This window comes from Streptomyces sp. Y7 (assembly GCF_043195415.1).
Lineage (GTDB): Bacteria > Actinomycetota > Actinomycetes > Streptomycetales > Streptomycetaceae > Streptomyces.
Map to the genome: position 1 here is coordinate 371,787 of NZ_JBIDDQ010000001.1, position 20,326 is coordinate 392,112.

Sequence of the window (20,326 nt, forward strand, 5' to 3'; positions counted from 1 at the left end):
TCGGGCGCCGGCCCTCTCAGGTCGGGCGGGACTGGCGCTGCGAGGTCATCGCCCAGCGGATGGCGCGGGTCAGCGCCTGGCCGGTGGGACGTACGGCGAGGCTCTCGACCACCGGCACCCGGGGCAGCCACAGCATGCCGCGGGCCCACCGCGGGAGCAGCGCGACGGCGTTCGCGGCCAGCCCGCCGTAGAAGGGCCGCACCGCGAGCGGCAGGGGCGGCTGGAACAGCAGGAAGCGGGCGGCGGCCCGGGCCTGGGACGTGGTCCGCAGTTCGGGCCGGTAGGCGTTCAGGCACTCGGTCAGCTCGCGCCGGTCTCGTGGCGGGTCGATCACTCCCAGCGCCTCGGCGACGCGCGCGGTGTCGGCGACGTAGCCGTCGTAACCGGCGGCGTCCAGAGGTCGGGCTCCGAAGCGTTCGTGGGCCCGCAGGAAGCTGTCCGTCTCGGCGGCGTACACCCAGGCGAGCAGATGCGGATCGGCCGCGTGGTAGGGCGTGCCGTCGGCTGTCGTCCCGCGGATGCGTTCGTGGATGCCCCGGACGTGGTCGACCGCCTGCTGGGCGTCCCCGGCGGTGCCGAACGTCGTCACGGCCAGGAAGGTGCTGGTGCGCTGCAGGCGTCCCCACGGATCGCCTCGGTACCCGGAGTGCCCGGCCACCGCCGCCATGGCGAGCGGATGCAGGGACTGCAGGAGCAGCGCGCTGAGCCCGCCGATGAACATCGAGGCGTCACCGTGGACGGTACGGATCGGACGGTCGGGTCCGAACCAGCGCGGGCCGGGGGTGTAGTGGATGCGGGCGCGCGCGGCCGGTCCGTCGGGGCCGGCGACGCGGCGGAACAGGGCCTGTCCCAGCTGTTCGCGGACTACGGTCAGCACGGTCGGCCTCCCCTCTCCCTGCTGCCCAGTGTCCGCCATGTCCCGCCGAATCCCAGTGCTGTGTCCTCACCTCTCGGAGTCGCCCCACTCCTGGACGACCACCTCGTCGCCGACCGACAGTTTCCCGGGCCGTAGCACGGAGAACTTCGCGCCGAACACCACGCCTCCGCTCGCCCCTCGCCGGTAGGTCGCGAGCGTCCGCAGGGGTTCCCGCCCCTGCCGCGCCCCGGCCTCCTGATCGACCAGGGTGACCGCACAGCGCACCGCGAGCTTGGCGTATCCCAGCTCGGCCTCGCCGATGGTGATGCGGCGTGCGCGGTCCTCGGCGTGCGGCACGGCCGCCCAGTCGCCACCGCTGTCATGGCCGGGGCCGGGGCGGGTGTCGACGACGATGTTCGGGCGGAAGCGGTTCATGGGCAGGGGCGGGGCGCCACGCTGAGCCATCCGCTGGTTGAGGAGGGTGAGGGAGGCGCCGGAGAGCAGGTGGACGGCGCTGCTGTCGGCGTAGCCGGAGGGACCGGGGGTCAGTCCCTCGGCGATCCGGTCGTGCTCCGGTGGCACGCGGACCAGCCGGCTGGGGGTGCCGAGGATCTCGGAGAGCCAGGCGGCGGCGTCGTCACCCTGGTCGATTCCCTGGAAGGCGGCCCCGAACAGGTCGATGTCGCGGCGCGGCGCGGACGTGGTCACGTCGAGGTGCACCGCGCCGTGCCGGCCCGTGGAGTCGGCCGAGTCGAGTGTGAGCCGCGTACCGTCGGCGCTGATGGCGGGCCTGATCAGGGCGAGGCGGGGGTGGCGGCGCTGGGTGCGGTAGACCCCGTCCTCGCTGATGACCATGAAGCTGCGGTCGTGCGCGAGGCCCGCCGGTGTGAGGAGCGCGTCGCTCATCGGCGTGCCCGCGCATCCCTTGATCGGGTAGCAGATCAGATCCATGACATCGGCCATGCGCCGCCTCCTTCGGTCGACGGCCACACTAGATGCGGTGTCTCAGGGCATCGTGAACGGTGGAGCCTAGTGATCGCTGCCGCTCACCGACCTCTGCAGGTGGCCGGAGTCCTCCTGCTCCGGCGCGGAGGCAGCGGCCACGAAGAGGGGAACAGCGACCAAGAAGCGGTCCGTCTCGGCGCGTCGGCGCTGCTCGGCGAGCCATTCGTCGGCCTGGTCACGGCCGACGGCGCCGCTCGCACAGGCCGGCTCGGCGAGCCTGGTCACCAGCGGCAGCATCGTGGGGTCGGTGAACACGCTGGTGTGCACTTCGACGCTGACGTCGACGAAACCGCCGTCCAAGAGCAGGCCGCGGTACTGGCGGCCGGCACGGGGCGCGCCCAGGAGGTCGGCACGGGCGCGCACGATCGTGCGGGTGAGGGCCGCGTCATCCGAGTCGATCATGATGGCGTCCCAGTCCTGTCCGACCAGGACGATCCTGCCGCCCGGGCACAGAACGCGCCGCGCCTCCGCCACCGCCCGCCCCGGCTTCCGCAGGACGTGGAAGACCTTGTCGGCTCGATAGCCGCGCACGCTTCCGTCGGCGAACGGCAGCTCCTCCGCTCCCGCCTCCCGGAACTCGGCCGCCGGCCACCTTCGTCGCGCCGCGGCCAGCATCCACGGGTCGGGGTCCACGCCCACCGCCCGGACGCCGCGCTCAGCCAGCTCGGCGACAGCGCGCCCGGCTCCGCAGCCGACGTCCACGACGCTCGATCCCGGGACGGCAGACAGCAACTCGTAGGAACGCTCGCGCAGCCGGGTGGCGCCCGGCATCCGGTCCGCCGCGTCGAGAACGGCCAGCAGGGCCTCGATGTCGCGGTGCTCTTCCACCGCTTCCTGGTTCTTGGACATGGATCCCAGGCTGCGACTTAATGTCGGCATGAAGTCAAGCGAACTCGGCGACGCCGATGCGATGAGCATCGGCGCCCTCGCGGCACGGTTCGGCCTGGCCCCACACGTCCTGCGGCACTGGGAGTCGGTGGGCCTGCTGCATCCCCGACGGGACGCGGCCGGGCACCGCCGCTACGACGCCGGCGACCTCACCCGCGTAGCGGTGATCCTCCTCTGCAGGGAGGCCGGCCTTGGCCTGGACACCATCAGGACCCTGTCCGCCACCGTCGACCGCAGCACCCGGCACGAGATCCTCCACCGCGAGGCCAAGGACCTCCGATCGAAAATCGCTGCGGCCCAGGCGGCGTTGGAGTTCATCGAGGGCGGACTGCACTGCGCCCACGAGGACGTCACCCGGTGCCCGAACTACGAACGGCTCGTCGGGGAGAGGGTCGCTTCAGCGGCGCCGCTGGTCGGCTCGTAGTTCGAAGTCGCCGTAGCTGTTGTCGGCGGGGTTGACGGTCACGCCGGGGGCCACGATCTCGTCGATGCGGTCGAGGACGTCGGCCGGGAGGGTGATGTCGGCGGCGGGGAGAAACGCGTCGAGCTGCTCCATCGTCCGGGGCCCGATGATCGCCGAGGTCACGCCGGGGTGGTTGATCACGAAGGCGACAGCCAACTCGATCAGGGTGAGCCCGGCCTTCTCGGCCAGGACCGCGAGCTGTTCCACGGCGTCGAGCTTGCGCTGGTTGGCCGGGCTGCTCATGTCGAAGCGGGCCGCAGGCCGCGCCGTGGAGGCCGGGCCGGACGAGGTGTCCTTGCGGTAGCGGCCGGAGAGCCAGCCGCCGGCGAGCGGGCTGTAGGTCAGGGTGCCCATGCCGTGGCGGCGCACGGTGGGAAGCACGTCTTCCTCGACGCCGCGGACCAGGATCGAGTACGGCGGCTGCTCGGTCACGAACCGTTCCATGCGCCGCTGCCGGGAGGTCCCCTGGGCCTCGACGATCTGGGAGCCGGAGTAGGACGAGGAGCCGATGTAGCGGACCTTCCCCTGACGGACGAGGTCGGAGAGGGCGCCGAGGGTCTCGGCGACGTCGGTGTCCGGGCTGGGACGGTGGACCTGGTAGAGGTCGATGTGGTCGGTGCCCAGCCGGCGCAGGGAGTTCTCGACCGCGCGCATGATCCAGCGCCGCGATCCTCCCCGCTGGTTGGGGTCGTCCTGGCTCATCGGCATGAAGAACTTGGTCGCGAGGAACACGTCCTCGCGTCGGTCCTTGAGTGCCTTGCCGACGATCTCCTCGGAGACACCGGCGGAGTACACGTCGGCGGTGTCGACGAAGTTGACGCCCGCGTCGAGGGCCCGGTGGATGATCCGTACGGAGTCGGCCTCGTCCGCGTTGCCCCAGGGGCCGAACATCATCGCGCCCAGGCAGAGCGGGCTGACCTGGACGCCGGTGCGGCCGAGCGGTCGGTACTGCATGTGGTGTCTCTCCTCGTCGGTGTGGTCAGTCGTTCCGGGAGGTCACGGCCGTGCCGGTACGCGCCCAGCCGGCCAGCAGGGCGAGGGCTTCCCGCTCCCGCGAATCCGGTTCGGGGGTGTAGAAGTTGAGGCGGAGTCCGGGGTCGGACCGCAGGTCCATCGCCTCGTACGGCAGCGCGAGATCACCGACCAGCGGATGGTGGAGGTTCTTCACGCCGGAGCGGTGGAACTTCACGTCGTGCCGTGCCCACCTGTGAGCGAAGGCGTCGCTCTTGGTGGTCAGCTCGCCGATCAGGTCGGTCAGCGCTTTGTCATGCGGCGCGCGGCCCGTCTCGGTGCGCAGGAAGGCGACCGAGTCGTCGGCCCCCTTGTCCCAGTCGGCCCAGAAGTCCTTGGCCGCGGGGTCCAGGAACAGGAAGCGGGCGGTGTTGACCGGCCCGCGCTGCACGAAGAGCGGTGAGTCGAAGACCGGTGCGTACAGCGCCCGCCCCAGTGCGTTGGCGGCCAGGACGTCGAAGCGCGCGTTGCGTACGTAGGCCGGCACATCCGTCATGGAGTCGAGCAGCCGCAGGATCGTGGGCCGCACGCGGGACGCGGTCACGGTGGCGCGCCGACCGGACGGCGTGGCCGCGCGCGCCAGGTCGTAGAGGTGGGTGCGCTCGGCCTCGTCGAGTTGCAACGCGTGCGCGAGGCCCTCCAGCACCGAGTCGGAGGCGCCGCTCAGGTTTCCGCGCTCCAGCCGGACGTAGTAGTCCACGCTCATGCCGGCGAGCAGGGCGACCTCCTCACGTCGCAGCCCGGCGACGCGGCGGTTTCCGCCGTACACCGGCAGCCCGGCCCGCTCCGGGGTGATCCGGGCTCTTCGGGTGCGGAGGAACTCGCGTACCTCGGCCGCCAGGTTCTCCTTGTCGGTGCCGGGCACTGTCAGATCCCGAATGCCTCTTCCGCGCCGCTGTCGGGGGACGCGGAGCGGGTGATGGATGCGTCAGGGGTCATGGCGGGGGTGGCTCCTCTTGATCGGACGGCCTGTGTCTCTGCCGGCGACTTCACCGTAGGTCCGTCCGCGGGACCCTGCGAGGTACTGCCATTACCTGGAAGAGCAGTGACTCCCACCCGCGTACCGGAGCGCGGTTGTCTGGAGACGGCCGAGGACCGGCAGTCCGGGACCGGCCCTGATCCGCAACCCGATCCGAAGGAACACCGTGCGCGCAGCCCTCCCGCAGCAAGCCGGCGACGTCCACGGCGCGCGCGAGGCTCTGAAGGTGCTGGTGCGGCCGTGAACCGGCAAGCTGAGCCGGAGCGGGCTGACCGCCGTGGCGGCCGCCACCGGCCACTCGGCCTCCGACAACGCGGCCGGCACGGGCGCTGCACCCGCCGGCTCGGCTGGCGCTCGCACCGGCGACCGCGGCCGTCCTCCCCCTCGTCGTGCGCTGTCACGCCACCCGCAACGAAAGGTCCCTGTGATGCAGACCCTCACCCTGAACAACGGCGTCAAGATGCCCGCCCTCGGTCTCGGGGTCTTCCAGACCCCGCCCGAGGAGACCCGGGCCGCCGTGCAGGCGGCGCTCGAGCTCGGCTACCGGCACATCGACACCGCCGCGGCGTACGGCAACGAACGCGAGGTCGGCCAGGCGCTGCGGGACTCCGGAGTGGCCCGTGAGGACGTCTTCGTCGAGACCAAGATCTGGATCAGCGACTACGGGTACGACGAGACCCTGCACGGCTTCGACAAGAGCGCCGCCAAGCTCGGTGTCGACCGGATCGACCTGCTGATCCTGCACCAGGCCCTGCCCTCCCGCTTCGAGCAGACCCTCGCGGCCTACCGTGCCCTGGAGACGCTGCTCGCCGACGGCAAGGTCCGCGCCATCGGCGTCAGCAACTTCATGGTCGACCACCTGACGGCCCTGCTCAAGGCCACTTCCGTGGTGCCCGCGGTCAACCAGTTGGAGATCCACCCCTATTTCCAGCAGCGCGCGGTCCTCGACTTCGACGACGCGCACCAGATCCTCAACCAGGCGTGGTCCCCCATCGGAGGGATCACCTTCTACCCGGGCTACGGCGAGAACCGCACAAGCGTGCTCCAGGACCCGGTCGTCACCCGCGTCGCCGAGGCGCACGGCAAGAGCCCCGCCCAGGTGCTGCTGCGCTGGGGGCTGCAGCAGGGCCGCTCGGTCATCCCCAAGTCCACCAGGCGCGAGCGGATCGCGGAGAACATCGACGTCTTCGACTTCGCACTCACCTCCGACGAGCTCACCGCCCTCGACGCGCTGGAGACGGGTCGGCGCGGCGGCCCGGAACCCGAGGCCGTCACGCTCGCCGACTTCGGCCGCGCCATCCCCGAAGCGTGAGGGCGGGCGACGCCCGCGGACCCCTTGCCCACCGGACCTCGTGAACCCCTCCGAAGCCCACGGACCTCGTGAACCCCTCCGAAAGGCAGACCATGACGAACTTCAGCGACGCCGACCTGGCGAAGGTCGGCACGGCCGAGGAACTGGACCTCCGGTCGGAGCGCGGCGACGGCACCCTGCGCGACCCGGTGACCATGTGGGTGGTCCGCTCCGGCGACCACGTCTACGTCCGTTCGGTCAAGGGCACCGCCGGCCCCTGGTACCGCGGCACCCTCTCCCGCCACCAGGGCCGCATCGACGCCGGCGGCGTACAGCGGCAGGTCACCTTCCGCCGGGCGGATCCCGGCGAGTACGCCGCCGTGGACGCCGCCTACCGGGAGAAGTACGGCCGCTACACGAGCATCGTGGAGCACGTGCTGACGGACCTGGCCCGCGAGTCCACACTCCGCCTCGAACCACGCTGACTCCCCCGGTTCACGGACTCGTGACCACGATCTCGCGCTTGAGGATCTTGCCCGTGGGACCCTTGGGGAGTTCGGCCGTGAAGGTCACGATCCTGGGGTACTTGTACGCCGCCACCCGGGCCTTGACGTGGTCACGGATCTCCTCGGCGGTGGCCCGGGCGCCGGGCCGGAGCGTGATCACCGCGGCGATCTCCTCGCCGTGGGAAGGATGGGGCACGCCCACGACAGCGGCTTCGGCGACCGCCGGGTGCTCGTACAGCACCTCCTCGACCTCACGCGGATAGACGTTGTACCCGCCGCGGATGATCAGGTCCTTCTTGCGGTCGACGATGAAGTAGAAGCCGTCCTCGTCGACACGGGCCAGATCACCGCTGTGGAACCAGCCCCCGCGGATGGCCTCCGCCGTGGCCTCCGGGCGGTTCCAGTAGCCGCTCATCACGTTCTCGCCGCGGATCGCGATCTCACCGACCTCGCCCGGCGGCACCGCGCCGCCGTCCTCGGCGACCAGCTTCATCTCGACTCCGCGGATGGGCTGTCCGATCGAGCTGGCCTTGCGGGGGCGGTCCGGGTGGTTGAACGCGGCGACCGGTGAGGTCTCGGAGAGCCCGTATCCCTCCAGCACGGTGGCGCCGAAGCGCCGCTCGAAGCCGTGCAGCACCTCGATCGGAAGCGAGGCGCCGCCGGAGACGGCCAGGCGCAGCCGCCGGGCGTCGAAGGCATCGGGGAGTTCGGCGTGGAGCAGCGCCGCGTACATCGTCGGCACGCCGAGGAACACCGTGACCCCGTCCCGGGCCATGATCTCCAGGGCCCGGCGCGGCTCGAACCGCGGCAGCAGGGTCAGGGTGGCGCCCGCGGCGACGGCCGTGTTGAGGGCGCAGGTCTGGCCGAACGCGTGGAAGAGCGGCAGGCCGCCGAAGAGAACGTCGTCGGGTCCGGCCTGGAGCAGGGTCTCGACGGCGGTGGCGGTGTTGGTGGCCAGGTTCCGGTGCGAGAGCGCCGCACCCTTCGGCGTCCCGGTCGTGCCGGACGTGTAGAGGATCAGGGCCGGGTCGTCGGGGGCCCGGTCGACGATGCCGGCCATCGGTTCGACGGCTCGCAGCATGTCGTCGAAGGCGCCGGCCTCGGTCACCAGGCAGTCGGTTCCGGTCTCGGCGGCGGCCTTCAGCACCTCGTCCGCGAACGACGGGAACACCACCGCCGTCCGCGCCTCGCAGTCGCGCAGGGTGAACGCCACCTCGCGGGCCTTGAGGAGGGGGTTCATCGGCACGACGACGCCGCCGGTCCGCAGGATGCCGTAGTAGATCACGGGGAACAGCGGGACGTTGGGCATGGTCAGCGCGACCCGGTCGCCGGGCCGCACTCCTCGGTCGCGCAGCAGGGCGGCGACTCTGGCGCAGGCGTCGTCCAGTTCGGCGTAGGTGAGCGTGCTGTCGTCCTGGCGCACGGCGACGCGGTCGCCGTGCGCCTCGGCGGAGTCGACAAGAAACGTGGCGAGGTTGGTCATGCCGACTGTCTCCTTGGGTTCGTCGCGGTCGGCGATCCGGCGCTTCGGGGCCGGATCACATCGCGCGGGGTGATCCCCGCGCGGGCGTCGTCGGTACGGGGGAGGTGCGGCAGGGCCAGCCAGAGCCGCAGGAGGTGGCGCTTGCGTTCGCGCTGGGCGTGGTCCTCGAACTCCGCTCGCGCGTACATGATCGTGTGGGTGTTGAGCAGCAGCAGATCGCCGGCCCGGAGGTCGAGGTCGAGCCGGACCCCGGGGGCGTCCGCCACGGCGTCGATGAGGTCGAACAGCTCGACGTCGGCCGGTTGCAGGCGCGGGACCTGGGGGAAGCGCTGGGCGGATTCCAGGTAGCAGCGGTTGTAGAACAGGCTCAGTGCGCCGCCCTGCCGCACGGCGATCGGGGCGGCCGCGTACGGCGGCTCTCCTGGGGCGTGCTCCTCCCGGCGGTCGAAGTAGTGCGTGCGGTACAGCCGATCGGCCAGATCGGGGCGGAGCGCCACCACCGCGTCGTGGACCGCCGCCGCGCTGACGAGAGAGGTTCGTCCTCCGGAGCGGGCCGCGCGCAGGGACAGCAGCGCGACCAGATCGGCCCCGTCGGTGTGGAACGGCAGCGCGGCCCGGGTCTGATAGCCGCGTGCCGCCGGGTCGGTCAGGCTGCGGCCGGTGTCCCGGACGTGGCCGAGCATGTGGCCGTCCGCGTTCTGCGGGACGGGCCGCCCCAGGTACCGGCCGAGACCCCACAGGACGGTGCTCACGACCGGCTCGCCCCACTGCTCGACCGGGAGACCCTTGACGAGGACGAAGCCCTGTCCGTGCTCCAGCACCCCGGCGATGCGTTCCAGCTCGGTGGCGAGCGTGGGCAGCGGGAAGTCGGCGGCCGTCAGTTTCAGCAGGGTGAGGTCACGTCTGCGCGCCTCCAGCACAGCGGAGTCGATCTCGGCCAGCTGGTGCGGCGAGAGCCGCACGGTCCACTCCTCGGGCCGTCTCGCCAGATCGCCGCCACGCCACACCGAGGGCCCCGAGCAGGGCGCGTGCGGCGCCTGGCCTGCGTCCGTCATACCGGTCATGTGCGCCTCCGTACCGTCAGGCGTTCACCGGCCCGGGGCGGTCGCCTCGCGTGGTCCGGGCCGGTGAACGGCGCCATGCTAGGTTGCCCCTCCCCGCCTCGCTTTTCCTGGCGTGACACGAGACTTTTCCTTTCGGGACACGGGCGGGCGAGCCTGGGAGTGTGCCCATGAAACCCCTGGTCCGCACCGCGGCCCTCAGCGGCTATGTCGAGCTGTGCCGCACGCTCGGTATCGACCCGCAGGCGCAGATGAGGCAGGTGGGCCTGGACACCGCCGCCCTGGCGGTCCAGGACCGCTGGATCTCCGGGGCGGCCGCCGTGCAGTTGCTGGAGCTGTCGGCGGCCGCCTCCGGGCACGAGGACTTCGGCGTGCTGATGGCGGAGCTGCGGCGCTTCTCCAATCTGGGCCCGGTCAGTCTGGTCGTCCGTGAGGAACCCGATGTGCGCAGCGCGCTCGGGCTGCTGATCCGTCATCAGCACATGTACAACGAGATCCTGCACGCCCGGTTGTCCGAAGGAGACGGGCTGGCCACGCTGAAGGTCGACCTGCAGATCGGCGAGGCGATGCCGGCGCGGCAGGCCACGGAACTCGCCGTCGCCGCCTTCCACCGGATCCTGCGCGGCTTCCTGCACAGCCGGTGGCAGCCTCTCTCGGTCTGGTTCAGGCACCCGTCCCCGGCGGACACCACCACGCACCGGCGCGTGTGCGGCCCGAAGGTGGAGTTCGGCCGCGAATTCGACGGCATCGTCTTCTACGCCGCCGACCTCGACGCACCCAACGCGATGGCCGACCCACTGCTGCGGGAGTACGCCCGCCAGTACTTCGAGTCGATCGTGGTCCCCAAGGACACCGCCGTGGCGGACCGGGTGCGGGAGCTGATCGAGGTGCTGCTGCCGAGCGGACGCTGCTCGGTCGAACAGGTCGCACGCAGCCTGGGCGTCGACCGCCGTACCGTCCACCGGCAGCTGGCCGCCTCCGGCGAGACGTTCTCCTCGCTTCTCAACGCCACCCGGATGCACCTCGCGGAACAGTTCGTCGCGAGCCCGCGGCGCTCCCTCACGGAGATCTCCGACCTGCTGGGCTTCTCGTCGCTGAGCGCGTTCTCCCGCTGGTTCAGCGAGCGGTTCGGCTGCAGCCCGAGGGCGTGGCGCAACCGGCAGCAACTCCCTGGCCAGGACTGATATCCGAGGCGGAACGGACTCGTACCGGTCGAGCGGGGCACGCTCCGCACGCCCCGCTCGATGTCCCCAAATGACAAGTTATCCGTCCCTGAGCGTCAAGCGGTCACCGGAACGCGCCCCTACCTTGGCAGCACCGCAGAGACGCGGTCGGCCGCCGGAGGAGCCGGTGCACTTCCCCTGTGCACCTCTCCTCCGGGCCCGGTCGAACCTACCGGGGCCCCTTCTCGCCCCTGTCCCCCGGTGACCCGCATCGATCCCCGCCGGACATCTCGGCCTCTCGCATCGCCCCTCGGCGATGTCCCCGGCGGGTGATCACCGATCGCACGAAGGAGACGGACCGTGCACTTCCACGACGACTCACTCTTCCCGGAGAACCAGGAGAAGCTGGTGATCCAGGCCGCTCCCTACGGGCCGGAGTGGCTGCCCGGGGACGCCGACGACCTTCCCCTGACGATGGACGAGCACGTCCAGGCGGCCGTCGACTGCTACAACGCGGGAGCCACCGTGCTCCACATCCACGTACGTGAGCTCGACGGCAAGGGCTCCAAGCGGATGTCCATGTTCAACGAGTTGCTGGGCCGGCTGCGCGAGGCGGTGCCGGACATGGTCCTGCAGATCGGCGGCTCGATCTCCTTCGCCCCGGAGGACGAGGGCAGCGAGGCGAAGTGGCTGAGCTACGACACCCGTCACCTGCTGGCCGACCTCACCCCCGCGCCGGACCAGGTCACGATCGCGATCAACACCAGCCAGATGAACATCGTCGAGATCATGACCGACGACGACCTGGAGGGCACCTCGATCGCGAAGCCGGAGTACTACAAGGCGTACCGCGACATGGTCGTGGAGGCGGGCCCCGACTTCTATCTGGAGCACCTGAAGCGGCTGCACGCGAACGGCATCCAGCCGCACTTCCAACTCGCCACACTGGCGCAGCTCGAAACCGTGGAACGGCTCATCCGGGCCGGCATCCACACGGGCCCGCTGATCCTCAACTACGTGGCCATCGGCGGTGGTTTCGCGGGCCGCCACCCCGCCGACCTGATCGAGTTCGTCCGCCGCACCCCGGACGGCGCCGTCCTCACCATCGAGAGCTCCATGCGCGCCGTCGCGCCGATGAACGCGATCGGCATCGCGCTCGGCGTCCATGTGCGCGTGGGCAACGAGGACAACCTCTGGCGGCGCAAGGGCGAGCGCATGACCACCGTCGAGCAGGTCGAGCAGATGGTGCAGATCTCCGAGGCCCTCGGCCGCGACATCGCGACCGGGGCCGAGGCCAAGAGGATCTACCAGCTCGGCGAGTACTACTCCGACGCCGACGAGACGCTGGCCCGCCTCGGCATGGTGCCCAACCGCCGTCCCGGCCGGCGCGGCTTCATGCTCCGCGACGCCTGATCAAGGCACACCACCACCGGCGCACCCTCGCCCCACCTCTCACGAACAACGGAGTACGTCCATGGCTCACGCCATTCGCTTCAAGGAGACCGGCGGTCCCGACGTCCTGCGCTGGGAGGAGGTCGTCGTCGGCGACCCCGGCCCCGGCGAGGTCCGGATCCGGCACGAGGCCGTCGGACTCAACTTCGCCGACACCTACTTCCGCAGCGGCCTGTATCCGGCGCGGCTGCCCGCCGGGCTGGGCGTCGAGGCCGCGGGAGTGGTGGAGGCGGTGGGCGAGGGCGTCACCCACGTCGCCGACGGCGACCGGGTGACGTACACCGGAAGTCCGCTCGGCGCCTACAGCACGCAACGCGTCATGCCCGCCGACTCCCTGATCCGGCTGCCGGACGGCATCGGCTTCGAGACGGCCGCGGCGATGACGATGCGCGGCCTCACCTCCGCGTATCTGCTGCGCAGGATCCACCCGCTGAAGGCCGGCGACACGATCCTGCTGACCGCGGCGGCGGGCGGCGTCGGCCTCATCGTCTGCCAGTGGGCCAAGCTGCTCGGACTGACCGTCATCGGCACCGTCTCCACCGAGGAGAAGGCCGAGCTGGCCCGCGCCCACGGCTGCGACCACGTCATCCACTACCGGCGCGAGAACGTGGCCGAGCGAGTGCGCGAACTGACCGACGGCGCCGGCGTCCCGGTCGCCTTCGACAGCGTCGGCCGCACCACGTACGCCGCCTCGCTCGCCTCGCTCCGGCGCCGCGGTCTGCTCGTCTGCTTCGGTACGGCCTCCGGGCCCGTGCCTCCCATCGACGCCATGCAACTCGCCGTCGGCGGCTCCCTGTTCGTCACCCGGCCGGCGCTCGCCGACTACATCGCCGACCCGGCGGAGCGGGCGGAGCTGGCGGGCGAGCTGTTCGACCACGTCGCCTCCGGCCGGATCGCCATCGAGATCAACCAGCGCTACGCGCTCGAGGACGCCGTACAGGCGCACGTCGAGCTGGAGTCGGGACGGACCACGGGATCGTCCGTCTTCGTCCTCTGAGCCCCAGCGGGATCACGCCCGCCACACCCTCTCCTGGAGGAACCACGATGGAGAAGACTCTCGCCTCGTTGGAAGGCGCGCCCTCGCCGGTGCGCGCTCACTCCCTCGGCTCGATCCATGTCGAGCCCCTGACCTGCACCATCGGCGCCGAACTCAGCGGCGTGAACCTCGGCGACGCCGCACGCGACGAAGAGCTCTTCGCGGAGATCAAGGCCCTTCTCCTGCGCTACAAGGTGCTGTTCCTACGGGATCAGGACATCACGCGCGCCGAGCACGTCGCGTTCGCGGAGCGCTTCGGTCCGCTGGAGGACCACCCGGTGGCCGGCAGCGACCCCGACCACCCCGGCCTGGTGCGCATCTACAAGGACCTGGACAGCCCGGCGGAGCACTACGAGAACGCGCTCCACACCGACGGCACCTGGCGCGGGAACCCTTCCATGGGCGCCGTACTACGCTGCGTCGAGTCGCCCCCGGTGGGCGGCGACACGATCTGGGTCAACATGGCCGAGGCCCACCGCCGGCTGCCGGAGCACATCAGGATCCAGATCCGGGACCTGCGGGCCCGCCACAGCATCGAGGCCACGTTCGGCGCCGTCATGCCGCAGGAGAGGCGTCACGCCCTCAAGGCGCAGTTCCCCGACGCGGAGCATCCCGTGGTGCGCACGCACCCCGAGACCGGTGAACAGATCCTCTTCGTCAACGCCTTCACCACGCACTTCGTCAACTACCACACGCCCGGGAACGTGCGCTTCGGGCAGGACTACGCCCCCGGCGCGGGCCTACTGCTGAACTACCTGATCAGCCAGGCCGCTGTCCCCGAGTACCAGGTGCGCTGGCGCTGGACGCCGAACAGCGTCGCCATCTGGGACAACCGCTCCACCCAGCACTACGCCGTCCAGGACTACTGGCCGGCCGTCCGCAAGATGGAGCGCGCCGGGATCGTCGGCGACCGTCCGTTCTGACGCTTCTCTCGTTCCGCCGGCGCTTCCCCTTTCAGCCGGCCTCCCTTCCTGCCGGCACTTCGTTCATTCCGCCGGCCCGCCGCCCCCTCCGGCCCTTTCTCCTTTCCGTCAAGAGCAGTCGAGGTGATGACAATGGGGTTTCTCACCACTGCGGAACCCGCGCCCGGCAGAACCGGTTCCGGTCCTGCGGAGTGGCCCGGGTCCCGGCGCTATGCCTGGGTCGTCTTTGCACTGAGTTTCGGGCTCCTGCTCTCGGACTACATGTCCCGGCAGGTCCTCAACGCCGTCTTCCCGATGCTGAAGGCCGACTGGCTGCTCTCGGACGCCCAACTGGGCTCCCTCAGCGGCATCGTGGCACTGATGGTCGGTCTGCTCACCTTCCCCCTCTCCCTGCTGGCCGACCGCTGGGGCCGGGTGCGATTCCTGGTCGTCGCGGCGACGATGTGGAGCCTGGCGACGCTCGGCTGCGCGGTGGCGGCGAGCTACGGCCAGATGTTCGTCGGCCGGCTCTGCGTCGGCATCGGCGAGGCCGCCTACGGCAGTGTCGGCATCGCCGTGGTCCTCAGCGTCTTCCCGCCCGCACTGCGGGCGACCCTCTCGGGGGCGTTCATCGCGGGCGGCGCCTTCGGTTCGGTCCTGGGCATGTCCATCGGCGGTGCCGTGGCCCAGGCGTACGGCTGGCGCTGGGCGTTCGGCGGGATGGGCGTCTTCGGCCTGGTGCTCGCCGGCGTCTACGCCGTCGTGGTCACGGAGAAGCGCCTGACCGCGCGGAAGGCCCCGGCCGACGACGACCGGGGAGGCGTCGACGGGCGCGCCGCCCTCCGCGTGCTCCTCCCGCGGCTGTTCTCCTCCGTCTCCGTCGTCAGTGCCTACATCGGCAGCGGTCTGCAGCTGTTCATCGCGGGCGCCCTGATCGCCTGGCTGCCCAGCTACTTCAACCGCTACTACGACATGCCCACCGCAGAGGCGGGCGCGACCGCCGGCCTCTTCGCCCTGGTCATCGGCATCGGCATGATCCTCGGCGGTATCGCCTCCGACCGGATCAGCCGACGCGCCCCGATCCACAAGTGGACCGTCGCCATCGGCTGCAGCGTGGGCTCACTCGTGCTGCTGATGACCGCGTTCCGCCTGCCGGCCGGTCAGACGCAGCTGCTGGTCCTGGCATTCGGAGCCCTGTTGTGCGCGGGAACGGCAGGGCCGGGCGCCGCCATGGTGGCGAACCTGACGCCCGCGGCCATCGCCGCCACGGCGTTCGCGACGCTCACGCTGGCCCAGAGCCTGCTCGGCCTGGCCCCCGGCCCCGCGGTCACGGGCGCCCTGGCGGACCGGCTCGGACTGCTCGGCGCGCTCCAGCTCGTCCCGCTGGTGGCGATCGCGGCCACCGGTTGCCTCCTGATCGGCCGCCGCCACTACGACCGCGATCTGCGCCGTCTGACCGGCCTCGCGCCGGTGCCGGCGCCGACGGAGACCACGTCGGAGGTGGCCTCATGAGCCGGGCGACCGACGAGAGCCGGGCGACCGACGAGAGCCCGACGGCCGACGAGAGCCCGACGGCCGACAAGGGCCGGACGGCCGACGTGACCGGGACGACGGAGGTGAACCGGACGAGCGTCGGGGGCCGTGGCGGCGAGCCGGTGATCGTGATCGTCCCCGGTCTGCGCGACCACGTCGAGGAACACTGGCAGACCCTGCTGGCCGCCCGGCTGTCCGAAGCGGGGCGTGCGGTCCGCACCGTTCCCCCGCTGACGCAGGACCGGCTCAGCCGCGCGAGCCAGGTCGCCGCGCTGGACCAGGTGATCTCGGCCGTCGCCGGCCCGTTGGTGCTGGTCGCCCACAGCGCGGGAGTGATCACCACCGTCCACTGGGCCCGGCGGCACCGGGCCCAGGTGCTCGGTGCCCTGCTGGTGACCCCACCGGACTTCGAGACACCGTTGCCCGACGGCTACCCCACCCCCGAGGTGCTCGCCGAGAACGGCTGGACGCCGGTACCCCGCTCCCCGCTGCCCTTCCCCACGATCGTCGCGGCGAGTTCGAACGATCCACTGGGCGCCCTCGACCGTGTCACCGAGCTGGCCCGGAACTGGGCCGGCCGTCTCGTGGAACTCGGCGCGGTCGGTCACCTCAACCCCGCTTCCGGCCACGGCCCGTGGCCCAACGCCGAGGAGCTGCTCGGCGAGCTGGAACAGAGCCGGAACTGATTCCCTGTGCGGCCCCCTCGAAAGGCGACGATGAACACCGAAACCGGCCCGCTGTGGTCTCCCGGTCGCCGCGAGTTGGAGGACTCCAACGTCGCGTGCTTCATGGACTGGGTGAGCGAGACGCGGGGGCTGCACTTCTCCGACTACGCCGCGCTGTGGCGCTGGAGTTCCACGGATCTGCCCGGCTTCTGGTCGGCCGTCTGGGAGTTCTACGGGCTGGACTCGGTCACCCGCTACGACGAGGTGCTGAGCGATGCGTCGATGCCGGGCGCCCACTGGTTTCCCGGGGCCCGGCTGAACTTCGCCGAGCGATGCCTCGCCCAGGCCACCGACGCCCACCCGGCGCTGGTCGGCCTGGCCGAGGGCGGCACTCCGGTGGAAACCTCGTGGCAGGAGCTGCACCGCCAGGTCGCGGACGTCGCCGCGGCCCTGCGCCGTATGGGCGTGGGCCCCGGCGACTGCGTGGCCGGGTACCTTCCCAACCTCCCGCAGACCGTCGTCACCCTGCTGGCCACCGCCGCCGTCGGCGCCGTATGGACGGTCTGCTCCCCTGACTTCGGCACGCCGAGCGTGCTCGCCCGGCTCCGGCAGGCGCGGCCTTCCGTCCTGGTGGCCGCGGACGGATACCGCCACGGCGGCAGGACGTACGACCGGCGCCAGGCGGTCGCCGAGCTCGCCGACGGACTGCCCACCCTCCGTCACATCCTCGCGGTCGACAACCTCTTCGGGGCTCCGACCCAACCCTGGTCGGCGCGGCTCGGGCTGGAACAGCACACGTGGTCCGCCCTGCCGGCCGCCGAGGCACCCCTCGAATTCGCCGACGTGCCCTTCGACCACCCGTTGTGGATCCTCTGGTCATCGGGGACCACCGGGATACCCAAGGGGATCGTTCAGGGCCACGGTGGCATCGTGGTCGAACTCCTCAAGGCCCTCGGCCTGGGTGCGGACCTGCGCAGCGACGACCGCTACCTCTTCCTCACCTCCACGAGCTGGATGGTCTGGAACTTCCTCGTCGGCGGCCTGCTGCACGGCAGCACGATCATCCTGTACGACGGCAGCCCGACGTTCCCGGACGTCAACGGGGCCTGGCGGGTCGCCGAACAGACCGGCGCCACCATGGTCGGCGTGGGCGCGGCCTACCTCACGGCCGTCGAGAAGTCCGGTACGCGGCCCGCGGCCGAGTTCGACCTCCGGCGACTGCGTTCCCTCCTCCAGACCGGTTCGTCCCTGCCGCCCGGCACCTGGCGTTGGGTCTACGAACACCTCTCCCCCGGCGTCTGGTTGCAGTCGATCTGCGGCGGCACCGACGTCTGCTCGGTCCTCGCCGGCGGTTCCGCCCTGTTGCCGGTGCAGGTGGGCAGGATCCAGTGCCCCGCGCTCGGAGTCGCGCTCGCGTCCTGGGACGCCGACGGGCTCCCGCTGACGGGCGAGCAGGGCGAGTTGGTGGTGACCGCTCCGCTGCCGTCCATGCCCCTCCATTTCGTCGACGACCCGGACGGCACCCGCTACCGGGACGCCTACTTCGACGTCTTCCCCGGGATCTGGCGGCACGGGGACTGGGTCACGATCGAGAGTGACCTGTCGGTCGTCGTCGCCGGCCGTTCCGACTCGACGCTCAACCGTCAGGGCGTGCGGATGGGTTCCGCCGACATCTACGACGTCGTCGAACAGCTCCCCGAGGTCTCGGACAGCCTCGTCGTCGGCGTGGAACTGCCGGACGGCGGCTACTTCATGCCGCTCTTCGTCGTGACCACCGATGGCGTCGCCCTCGACGACGTGTTGCGGGAACAGATCGCCCTGGCCGTCAGACGCCGCCTGTCCCCGCGCCACGTGCCCGACGTGATCGTGCAGATTCCCGCCGTCCCGCGCACGCTCACCGGCAAGAAGCTCGAAGTACCGGTCAAGCGCATCCTCCAGGGCTCCGCCGTCGCCGATGTCAGCAGCGCAGGGGCGGTGACGCACTCCGAGATGCTCGCCTGGTTCGCCGACTTCGCCGACCCTCGGCTGCCGACGGCGGGTGCGGGCCTCCCGCCGTCGGGGCGCCGTCAGTGACCGACATCGTGGTCCCCCGCTTCGATGAGGCCGCTCTCATAGGCGAAGATCACGATCTGGATCCGGTCGCGCAGGCCGAGTTTGGTGAGGATGCTCGACACGTGTGACTTGACGGTGGCGGGTCCGATGACGAGCCGCTCGGCGATCTCCGCGTTGCTCGCTCCCCGGGCCACGGCGGTCATGATCTCGCGTTCGCGGCCGGTGAGGCGTTCCAGGCGGGCCGCGGCGACGGTGTTGACGCGGCGCTGGGCGAACCGGTCGATGAGGCGCCGGGTGATCGAGGGGGCCAGTAGCGTCCCTCCCTCGGCGACCGTGCGTACGGCGGTGGCCAGCTGTTCGGGAGGAATGTCCTTGAGGACGAAGGCACTGGCGCCGGAGCGCAGCGCCTTGTAGACGTACTCGTCCGGGTCGAAGGTCGTCAGGATCAGCACCCGCGCTCCCCAGTCGGCCTCCTTGAGGATCCGGGAGGTCGCTTCGAGGCCGTCCATCTCGGGCATGCGGATGTCCATGAGGATCACGTCGGGGCGATGCAGGTGGGCCGCCTCGATCGCTTCGAGTCCGGTGCCCGCCTCGGCCACGACCTCGATGTCCTGGTGGACCCGGAGGATCATGGTGAAGCCCCGGCGTACCAGCGCCTGATCGTCGGCGACGACGACGCGGATGCTCACGTGGGGTCCCCCTCGATGGGCAGATGCGCGGTGAGCCGGAATCCTCCCCCGGGACGCGGAGCCGCGTCGAGGGTTCCACCGAGCAGAAGGGCTCTTTCCCGCATGCCGACGATGCCGTGGCCGGGCCGGCTCCCCTGACCCGTCGCGACGGAGCCGACGGCGGCACCACGGCCGTCGTCGAGGACCTCGATGGTGATGCCGTTGCCTCCCCCTCGCAGGTTCACCTCGGTGCGGGTACCGGGTCCGCTGTGTTTCAGGACGTTGGTCAGGGCCTCCTGGACGATGCGGTACGCGGACAGGTCCACGCGGGCCGGAATGGGATCCCGGTCGCCGCCGGAGAAGGAGACGTCCAGGCCCGCCTCGCGCACCTCGGCCACGAGCCGGGGCAGATCGGCCAGACCCGGCTGGGGGCCCAGGCCGTCGCGTTGGGCGTCCGGCCGCAACACCCCCAGCAGGTGGCGCAGTTCGTCCAGCGCCTGACGTCCTGCCTCCTCCACCGCGGCCATCGCTTCCAGGGCACCCTGTGGATCCTCGGCGGCCACCATCCGCGCCGCTCCGGCCTGCACGGTCATCATGCTCACCCGGTGGGCGACCACGTCGTGCAGTTCACGGGCGATGTGCGTGCGCTCCTCGGTCACGATCCGTCGCGCCTCGGCGGCCTGCTCCTCCACGAGCCGGGCGGCCCGTCCGGCTCGCAGCCGTAGCCGCCGACCGAGGTACCAGGCCCCGGACATGACGAACGCGCCGAAGCCGATGTCCCCCCAGGGGACGGACAGGAGGAGGCCGTCGATCGTGAGCGCGGTGACGGCCGCGACGACGCCGAGGGGGCCCCACCGGTTGTCCTCGGCGTACCGCCCGACGCCGTACAACGCGAAGATCACCATTGCGCCCAGGGTGGAGTGGCTGCTCCCGAGGGTCGCGGCCCACGCGACGAGCACGACGCCCAGCACCGCCACCGGCCTGCTCCGCCGCCGGTACAACGCGGCACCGGCCGCCAGGAAGAGCAGGAGCGCGGGATGCAGGATGTCCGAGAGGGGGCGGACGGCGACCGCGTCCCCCGGAGCCTCCTCCAGAAGCGCCGTCGGCAGGAACAACGCCGTCGCCAGGACCGCGTCCGCGGTACGCGGCCATCGCGTGAACGGGCCGCGGAACCTGCCGGGCCCGCGGCGGCCCGGTGCTTCGGTGTGCGGCGCCGGTTCGTTCATCGTCGCTCCATGAAGGGCCGTCCGGTGCCCTGGCGCAGGTGAGGTGGAGCGCACCGGGCAGGCCATCGTATTTCCAGCTCCGAGGC

At 71.2% G+C, this 20,326-nt stretch carries 19 protein-coding genes; 10 read left to right on the plus strand and 9 right to left on the minus strand.

Features of this window, described 5'->3' with window-relative positions; genetic code table 11:
• Nucleotides 1-16 precede the first annotated feature (16 nt).
• The 3 genes from ACGFW6_RS01560 to ACGFW6_RS01570 all read right to left on the minus strand — a co-directional run bounded on the left by ACGFW6_RS01560 (nt 17) and on the right by ACGFW6_RS01570 (nt 2,710).
• On the minus strand, nt 17-877 hold the full coding sequence (locus ACGFW6_RS01560) for an oxygenase MpaB family protein (protein WP_393503273.1): 861 nt from the start codon (nt 875-877) through the stop codon (nt 17-19).
• A gap of 66 nt (nt 878-943) precedes the next feature.
• Nucleotides 944-1,819, minus strand: a complete 876-nt coding sequence (locus ACGFW6_RS01565; protein ID WP_393503274.1) for an MOSC domain-containing protein — start codon at nt 1,817-1,819, stop codon at nt 944-946.
• A gap of 66 nt (nt 1,820-1,885) precedes the next feature.
• Nucleotides 1,886-2,710 (minus strand): methyltransferase domain-containing protein, encoded by an 825-nt coding sequence (locus ACGFW6_RS01570; protein ID WP_393503276.1) that lies wholly within the window; start codon nt 2,708-2,710, stop codon nt 1,886-1,888.
• Nucleotides 2,711-2,738: 28 nt separating this feature from the next.
• On the opposite strand from ACGFW6_RS01570, the gene ACGFW6_RS01575 reads away from it, so the two are divergent.
• Nucleotides 2,739-3,173 carry a MerR family transcriptional regulator gene (locus ACGFW6_RS01575; protein ID WP_393503278.1) on the plus strand — a complete coding sequence of 145 codons (435 nt, stop codon included), beginning with the start codon at nt 2,739-2,741 and terminating at the stop codon, nt 3,171-3,173.
• Here the strand turns inward: ACGFW6_RS01575 and ACGFW6_RS01580 are convergent.
• Both ACGFW6_RS01580 and ACGFW6_RS01585 read right to left on the minus strand, forming a co-directional pair.
• Nucleotides 3,147-4,166: an aldo/keto reductase gene (locus tag ACGFW6_RS01580; RefSeq protein WP_393503280.1), complete on the minus strand. Its 1,020-nt coding sequence runs from the start codon at nt 4,164-4,166 to the stop codon at nt 3,147-3,149. The genes ACGFW6_RS01575 and ACGFW6_RS01580 overlap by 27 nt on opposite strands.
• A 25-nt stretch (nt 4,167-4,191) precedes the next feature.
• Nucleotides 4,192-5,088: a helix-turn-helix transcriptional regulator gene (locus ACGFW6_RS01585; protein WP_393503282.1), complete on the minus strand. Its 897-nt coding sequence runs from the start codon at nt 5,086-5,088 to the stop codon at nt 4,192-4,194.
• 541 nt (nt 5,089-5,629) lie between these two features.
• On the opposite strand from ACGFW6_RS01585, the gene ACGFW6_RS01590 reads away from it, so the two are divergent.
• Both ACGFW6_RS01590 and ACGFW6_RS01595 read left to right on the plus strand, forming a co-directional pair.
• A complete protein-coding gene (locus ACGFW6_RS01590; protein ID WP_393503284.1) occupies nt 5,630-6,514 on the plus strand; it encodes an aldo/keto reductase in 885 nt (294 codons plus the stop codon).
• Nucleotides 6,515-6,606: 92 nt separating this feature from the next.
• Entirely contained in the window at nt 6,607-6,978 is a 372-nt protein-coding gene (locus ACGFW6_RS01595) for a DUF2255 family protein (protein WP_393503286.1), read from the plus strand.
• Nucleotides 6,979-6,988: 10 nt separating this feature from the next.
• On the opposite strand, the gene ACGFW6_RS01600 is transcribed toward ACGFW6_RS01595, so the two are convergent.
• Together ACGFW6_RS01600 and ACGFW6_RS01605 are read right to left on the minus strand one after the other, a co-directional pair.
• A complete protein-coding gene (locus ACGFW6_RS01600) occupies nt 6,989-8,482 on the minus strand; it encodes a long-chain fatty acid--CoA ligase (protein WP_393503288.1) in 1,494 nt (497 codons plus the stop codon).
• Nucleotides 8,479-9,546 (minus strand): TauD/TfdA family dioxygenase, encoded by a 1,068-nt coding sequence (locus tag ACGFW6_RS01605; RefSeq protein WP_393503290.1) that lies wholly within the window; start codon nt 9,544-9,546, stop codon nt 8,479-8,481. The genes ACGFW6_RS01600 and ACGFW6_RS01605 overlap by 4 nt, the downstream gene beginning before the upstream one ends.
• Before the next feature lie 167 nt (nt 9,547-9,713).
• Here ACGFW6_RS01605 and ACGFW6_RS01610 point away from each other — a divergent pair, with 167 nt between their 5' ends.
• The 7 genes from ACGFW6_RS01610 to ACGFW6_RS01640 all read left to right on the plus strand — a co-directional run bounded on the left by ACGFW6_RS01610 (nt 9,714) and on the right by ACGFW6_RS01640 (nt 18,367).
• Complete coding sequence (locus ACGFW6_RS01610; RefSeq protein WP_393503292.1) at nt 9,714-10,727, plus strand: AraC family transcriptional regulator ligand-binding domain-containing protein; 1,014 nt, start codon at nt 9,714-9,716, stop codon at nt 10,725-10,727.
• Between the two features lie 339 nt (nt 10,728-11,066).
• Nucleotides 11,067-12,119, plus strand: a complete 1,053-nt coding sequence (locus tag ACGFW6_RS01615; RefSeq protein WP_393503294.1) for a 3-keto-5-aminohexanoate cleavage protein — start codon at nt 11,067-11,069, stop codon at nt 12,117-12,119.
• 61 nt (nt 12,120-12,180) lie between these two features.
• Nucleotides 12,181-13,155, plus strand: a complete 975-nt coding sequence (locus tag ACGFW6_RS01620) for a quinone oxidoreductase family protein (protein WP_393503297.1) — start codon at nt 12,181-12,183, stop codon at nt 13,153-13,155.
• Nucleotides 13,156-13,202: 47 nt separating this feature from the next.
• On the plus strand, nt 13,203-14,117 hold the full coding sequence (locus ACGFW6_RS01625) for a TauD/TfdA dioxygenase family protein (protein WP_393503299.1): 915 nt from the start codon (nt 13,203-13,205) through the stop codon (nt 14,115-14,117).
• 132 nt (nt 14,118-14,249) lie between these two features.
• Entirely contained in the window at nt 14,250-15,608 is a 1,359-nt protein-coding gene (locus ACGFW6_RS01630) for an MFS transporter (RefSeq protein WP_393503302.1), read from the plus strand.
• The gene (locus tag ACGFW6_RS01635) at nt 15,605-16,315 is read left to right on the plus strand and encodes an RBBP9/YdeN family alpha/beta hydrolase (RefSeq protein WP_393503304.1); all 711 of its coding nucleotides are present in this window, start codon (nt 15,605-15,607) and stop codon (nt 16,313-16,315) included. The genes ACGFW6_RS01630 and ACGFW6_RS01635 overlap by 4 nt, the downstream gene beginning before the upstream one ends.
• Nucleotides 16,316-16,345: 30 nt before the next feature.
• Nucleotides 16,346-18,367 (plus strand): acetoacetate--CoA ligase, encoded by a 2,022-nt coding sequence (locus tag ACGFW6_RS01640; RefSeq protein ID WP_393503306.1) that lies wholly within the window; start codon nt 16,346-16,348, stop codon nt 18,365-18,367.
• Here the strand turns inward: ACGFW6_RS01640 and ACGFW6_RS01645 are convergent.
• Together ACGFW6_RS01645 and ACGFW6_RS01650 are read right to left on the minus strand one after the other, a co-directional pair.
• Nucleotides 18,361-19,035: a response regulator gene (locus tag ACGFW6_RS01645; RefSeq protein WP_393503309.1), complete on the minus strand. Its 675-nt coding sequence runs from the start codon at nt 19,033-19,035 to the stop codon at nt 18,361-18,363. The two genes, ACGFW6_RS01640 and ACGFW6_RS01645, sit on opposite strands and share 7 nt — an antisense overlap.
• Nucleotides 19,032-20,240: a sensor histidine kinase gene (locus ACGFW6_RS01650; protein WP_393503312.1), complete on the minus strand. Its 1,209-nt coding sequence runs from the start codon at nt 20,238-20,240 to the stop codon at nt 19,032-19,034. The genes ACGFW6_RS01645 and ACGFW6_RS01650 overlap by 4 nt, the downstream gene beginning before the upstream one ends.
• Nucleotides 20,241-20,326: the final 86 nt, after the last annotated feature.

Bases quoted from the DNA above. Each gene is read 5' to 3' on its own strand.
- ACGFW6_RS01565 (WP_393503274.1), bottom strand. From the start codon at position 1,819: ATGGCCGATGTCATGGATCTGATCTGCTACCCGATCAAGGGATGCGCG.
- ACGFW6_RS01570 (WP_393503276.1), bottom strand. From the start codon at position 2,710: ATGTCCAAGAACCAGGAAGCGGTGGAAGAGCACCGCGACATCGAGGCC.
- ACGFW6_RS01575 (WP_393503278.1), top strand. From the start codon at position 2,739: ATGAAGTCAAGCGAACTCGGCGACGCCGATGCGATGAGCATCGGCGCC.
- ACGFW6_RS01580 (WP_393503280.1), bottom strand. From the start codon at position 4,166: ATGCAGTACCGACCGCTCGGCCGCACCGGCGTCCAGGTCAGCCCGCTC.
- ACGFW6_RS01590 (WP_393503284.1), top strand. From the start codon at position 5,630: ATGCAGACCCTCACCCTGAACAACGGCGTCAAGATGCCCGCCCTCGGT.
- ACGFW6_RS01595 (WP_393503286.1), top strand. From the start codon at position 6,607: ATGACGAACTTCAGCGACGCCGACCTGGCGAAGGTCGGCACGGCCGAG.
- ACGFW6_RS01600 (WP_393503288.1), bottom strand. From the start codon at position 8,482: ATGACCAACCTCGCCACGTTTCTTGTCGACTCCGCCGAGGCGCACGGC.
- ACGFW6_RS01605 (WP_393503290.1), bottom strand. From the start codon at position 9,546: ATGACCGGTATGACGGACGCAGGCCAGGCGCCGCACGCGCCCTGCTCG.
- ACGFW6_RS01610 (WP_393503292.1), top strand. From the start codon at position 9,714: ATGAAACCCCTGGTCCGCACCGCGGCCCTCAGCGGCTATGTCGAGCTG.
- ACGFW6_RS01620 (WP_393503297.1), top strand. From the start codon at position 12,181: ATGGCTCACGCCATTCGCTTCAAGGAGACCGGCGGTCCCGACGTCCTG.
- ACGFW6_RS01625 (WP_393503299.1), top strand. From the start codon at position 13,203: ATGGAGAAGACTCTCGCCTCGTTGGAAGGCGCGCCCTCGCCGGTGCGC.
- ACGFW6_RS01630 (WP_393503302.1), top strand. From the start codon at position 14,250: ATGGGGTTTCTCACCACTGCGGAACCCGCGCCCGGCAGAACCGGTTCC.
- ACGFW6_RS01635 (WP_393503304.1), top strand. From the start codon at position 15,605: ATGAGCCGGGCGACCGACGAGAGCCGGGCGACCGACGAGAGCCCGACG.
- ACGFW6_RS01640 (WP_393503306.1), top strand. From the start codon at position 16,346: ATGAACACCGAAACCGGCCCGCTGTGGTCTCCCGGTCGCCGCGAGTTG.
- ACGFW6_RS01650 (WP_393503312.1), bottom strand. From the start codon at position 20,240: ATGAACGAACCGGCGCCGCACACCGAAGCACCGGGCCGCCGCGGGCCC.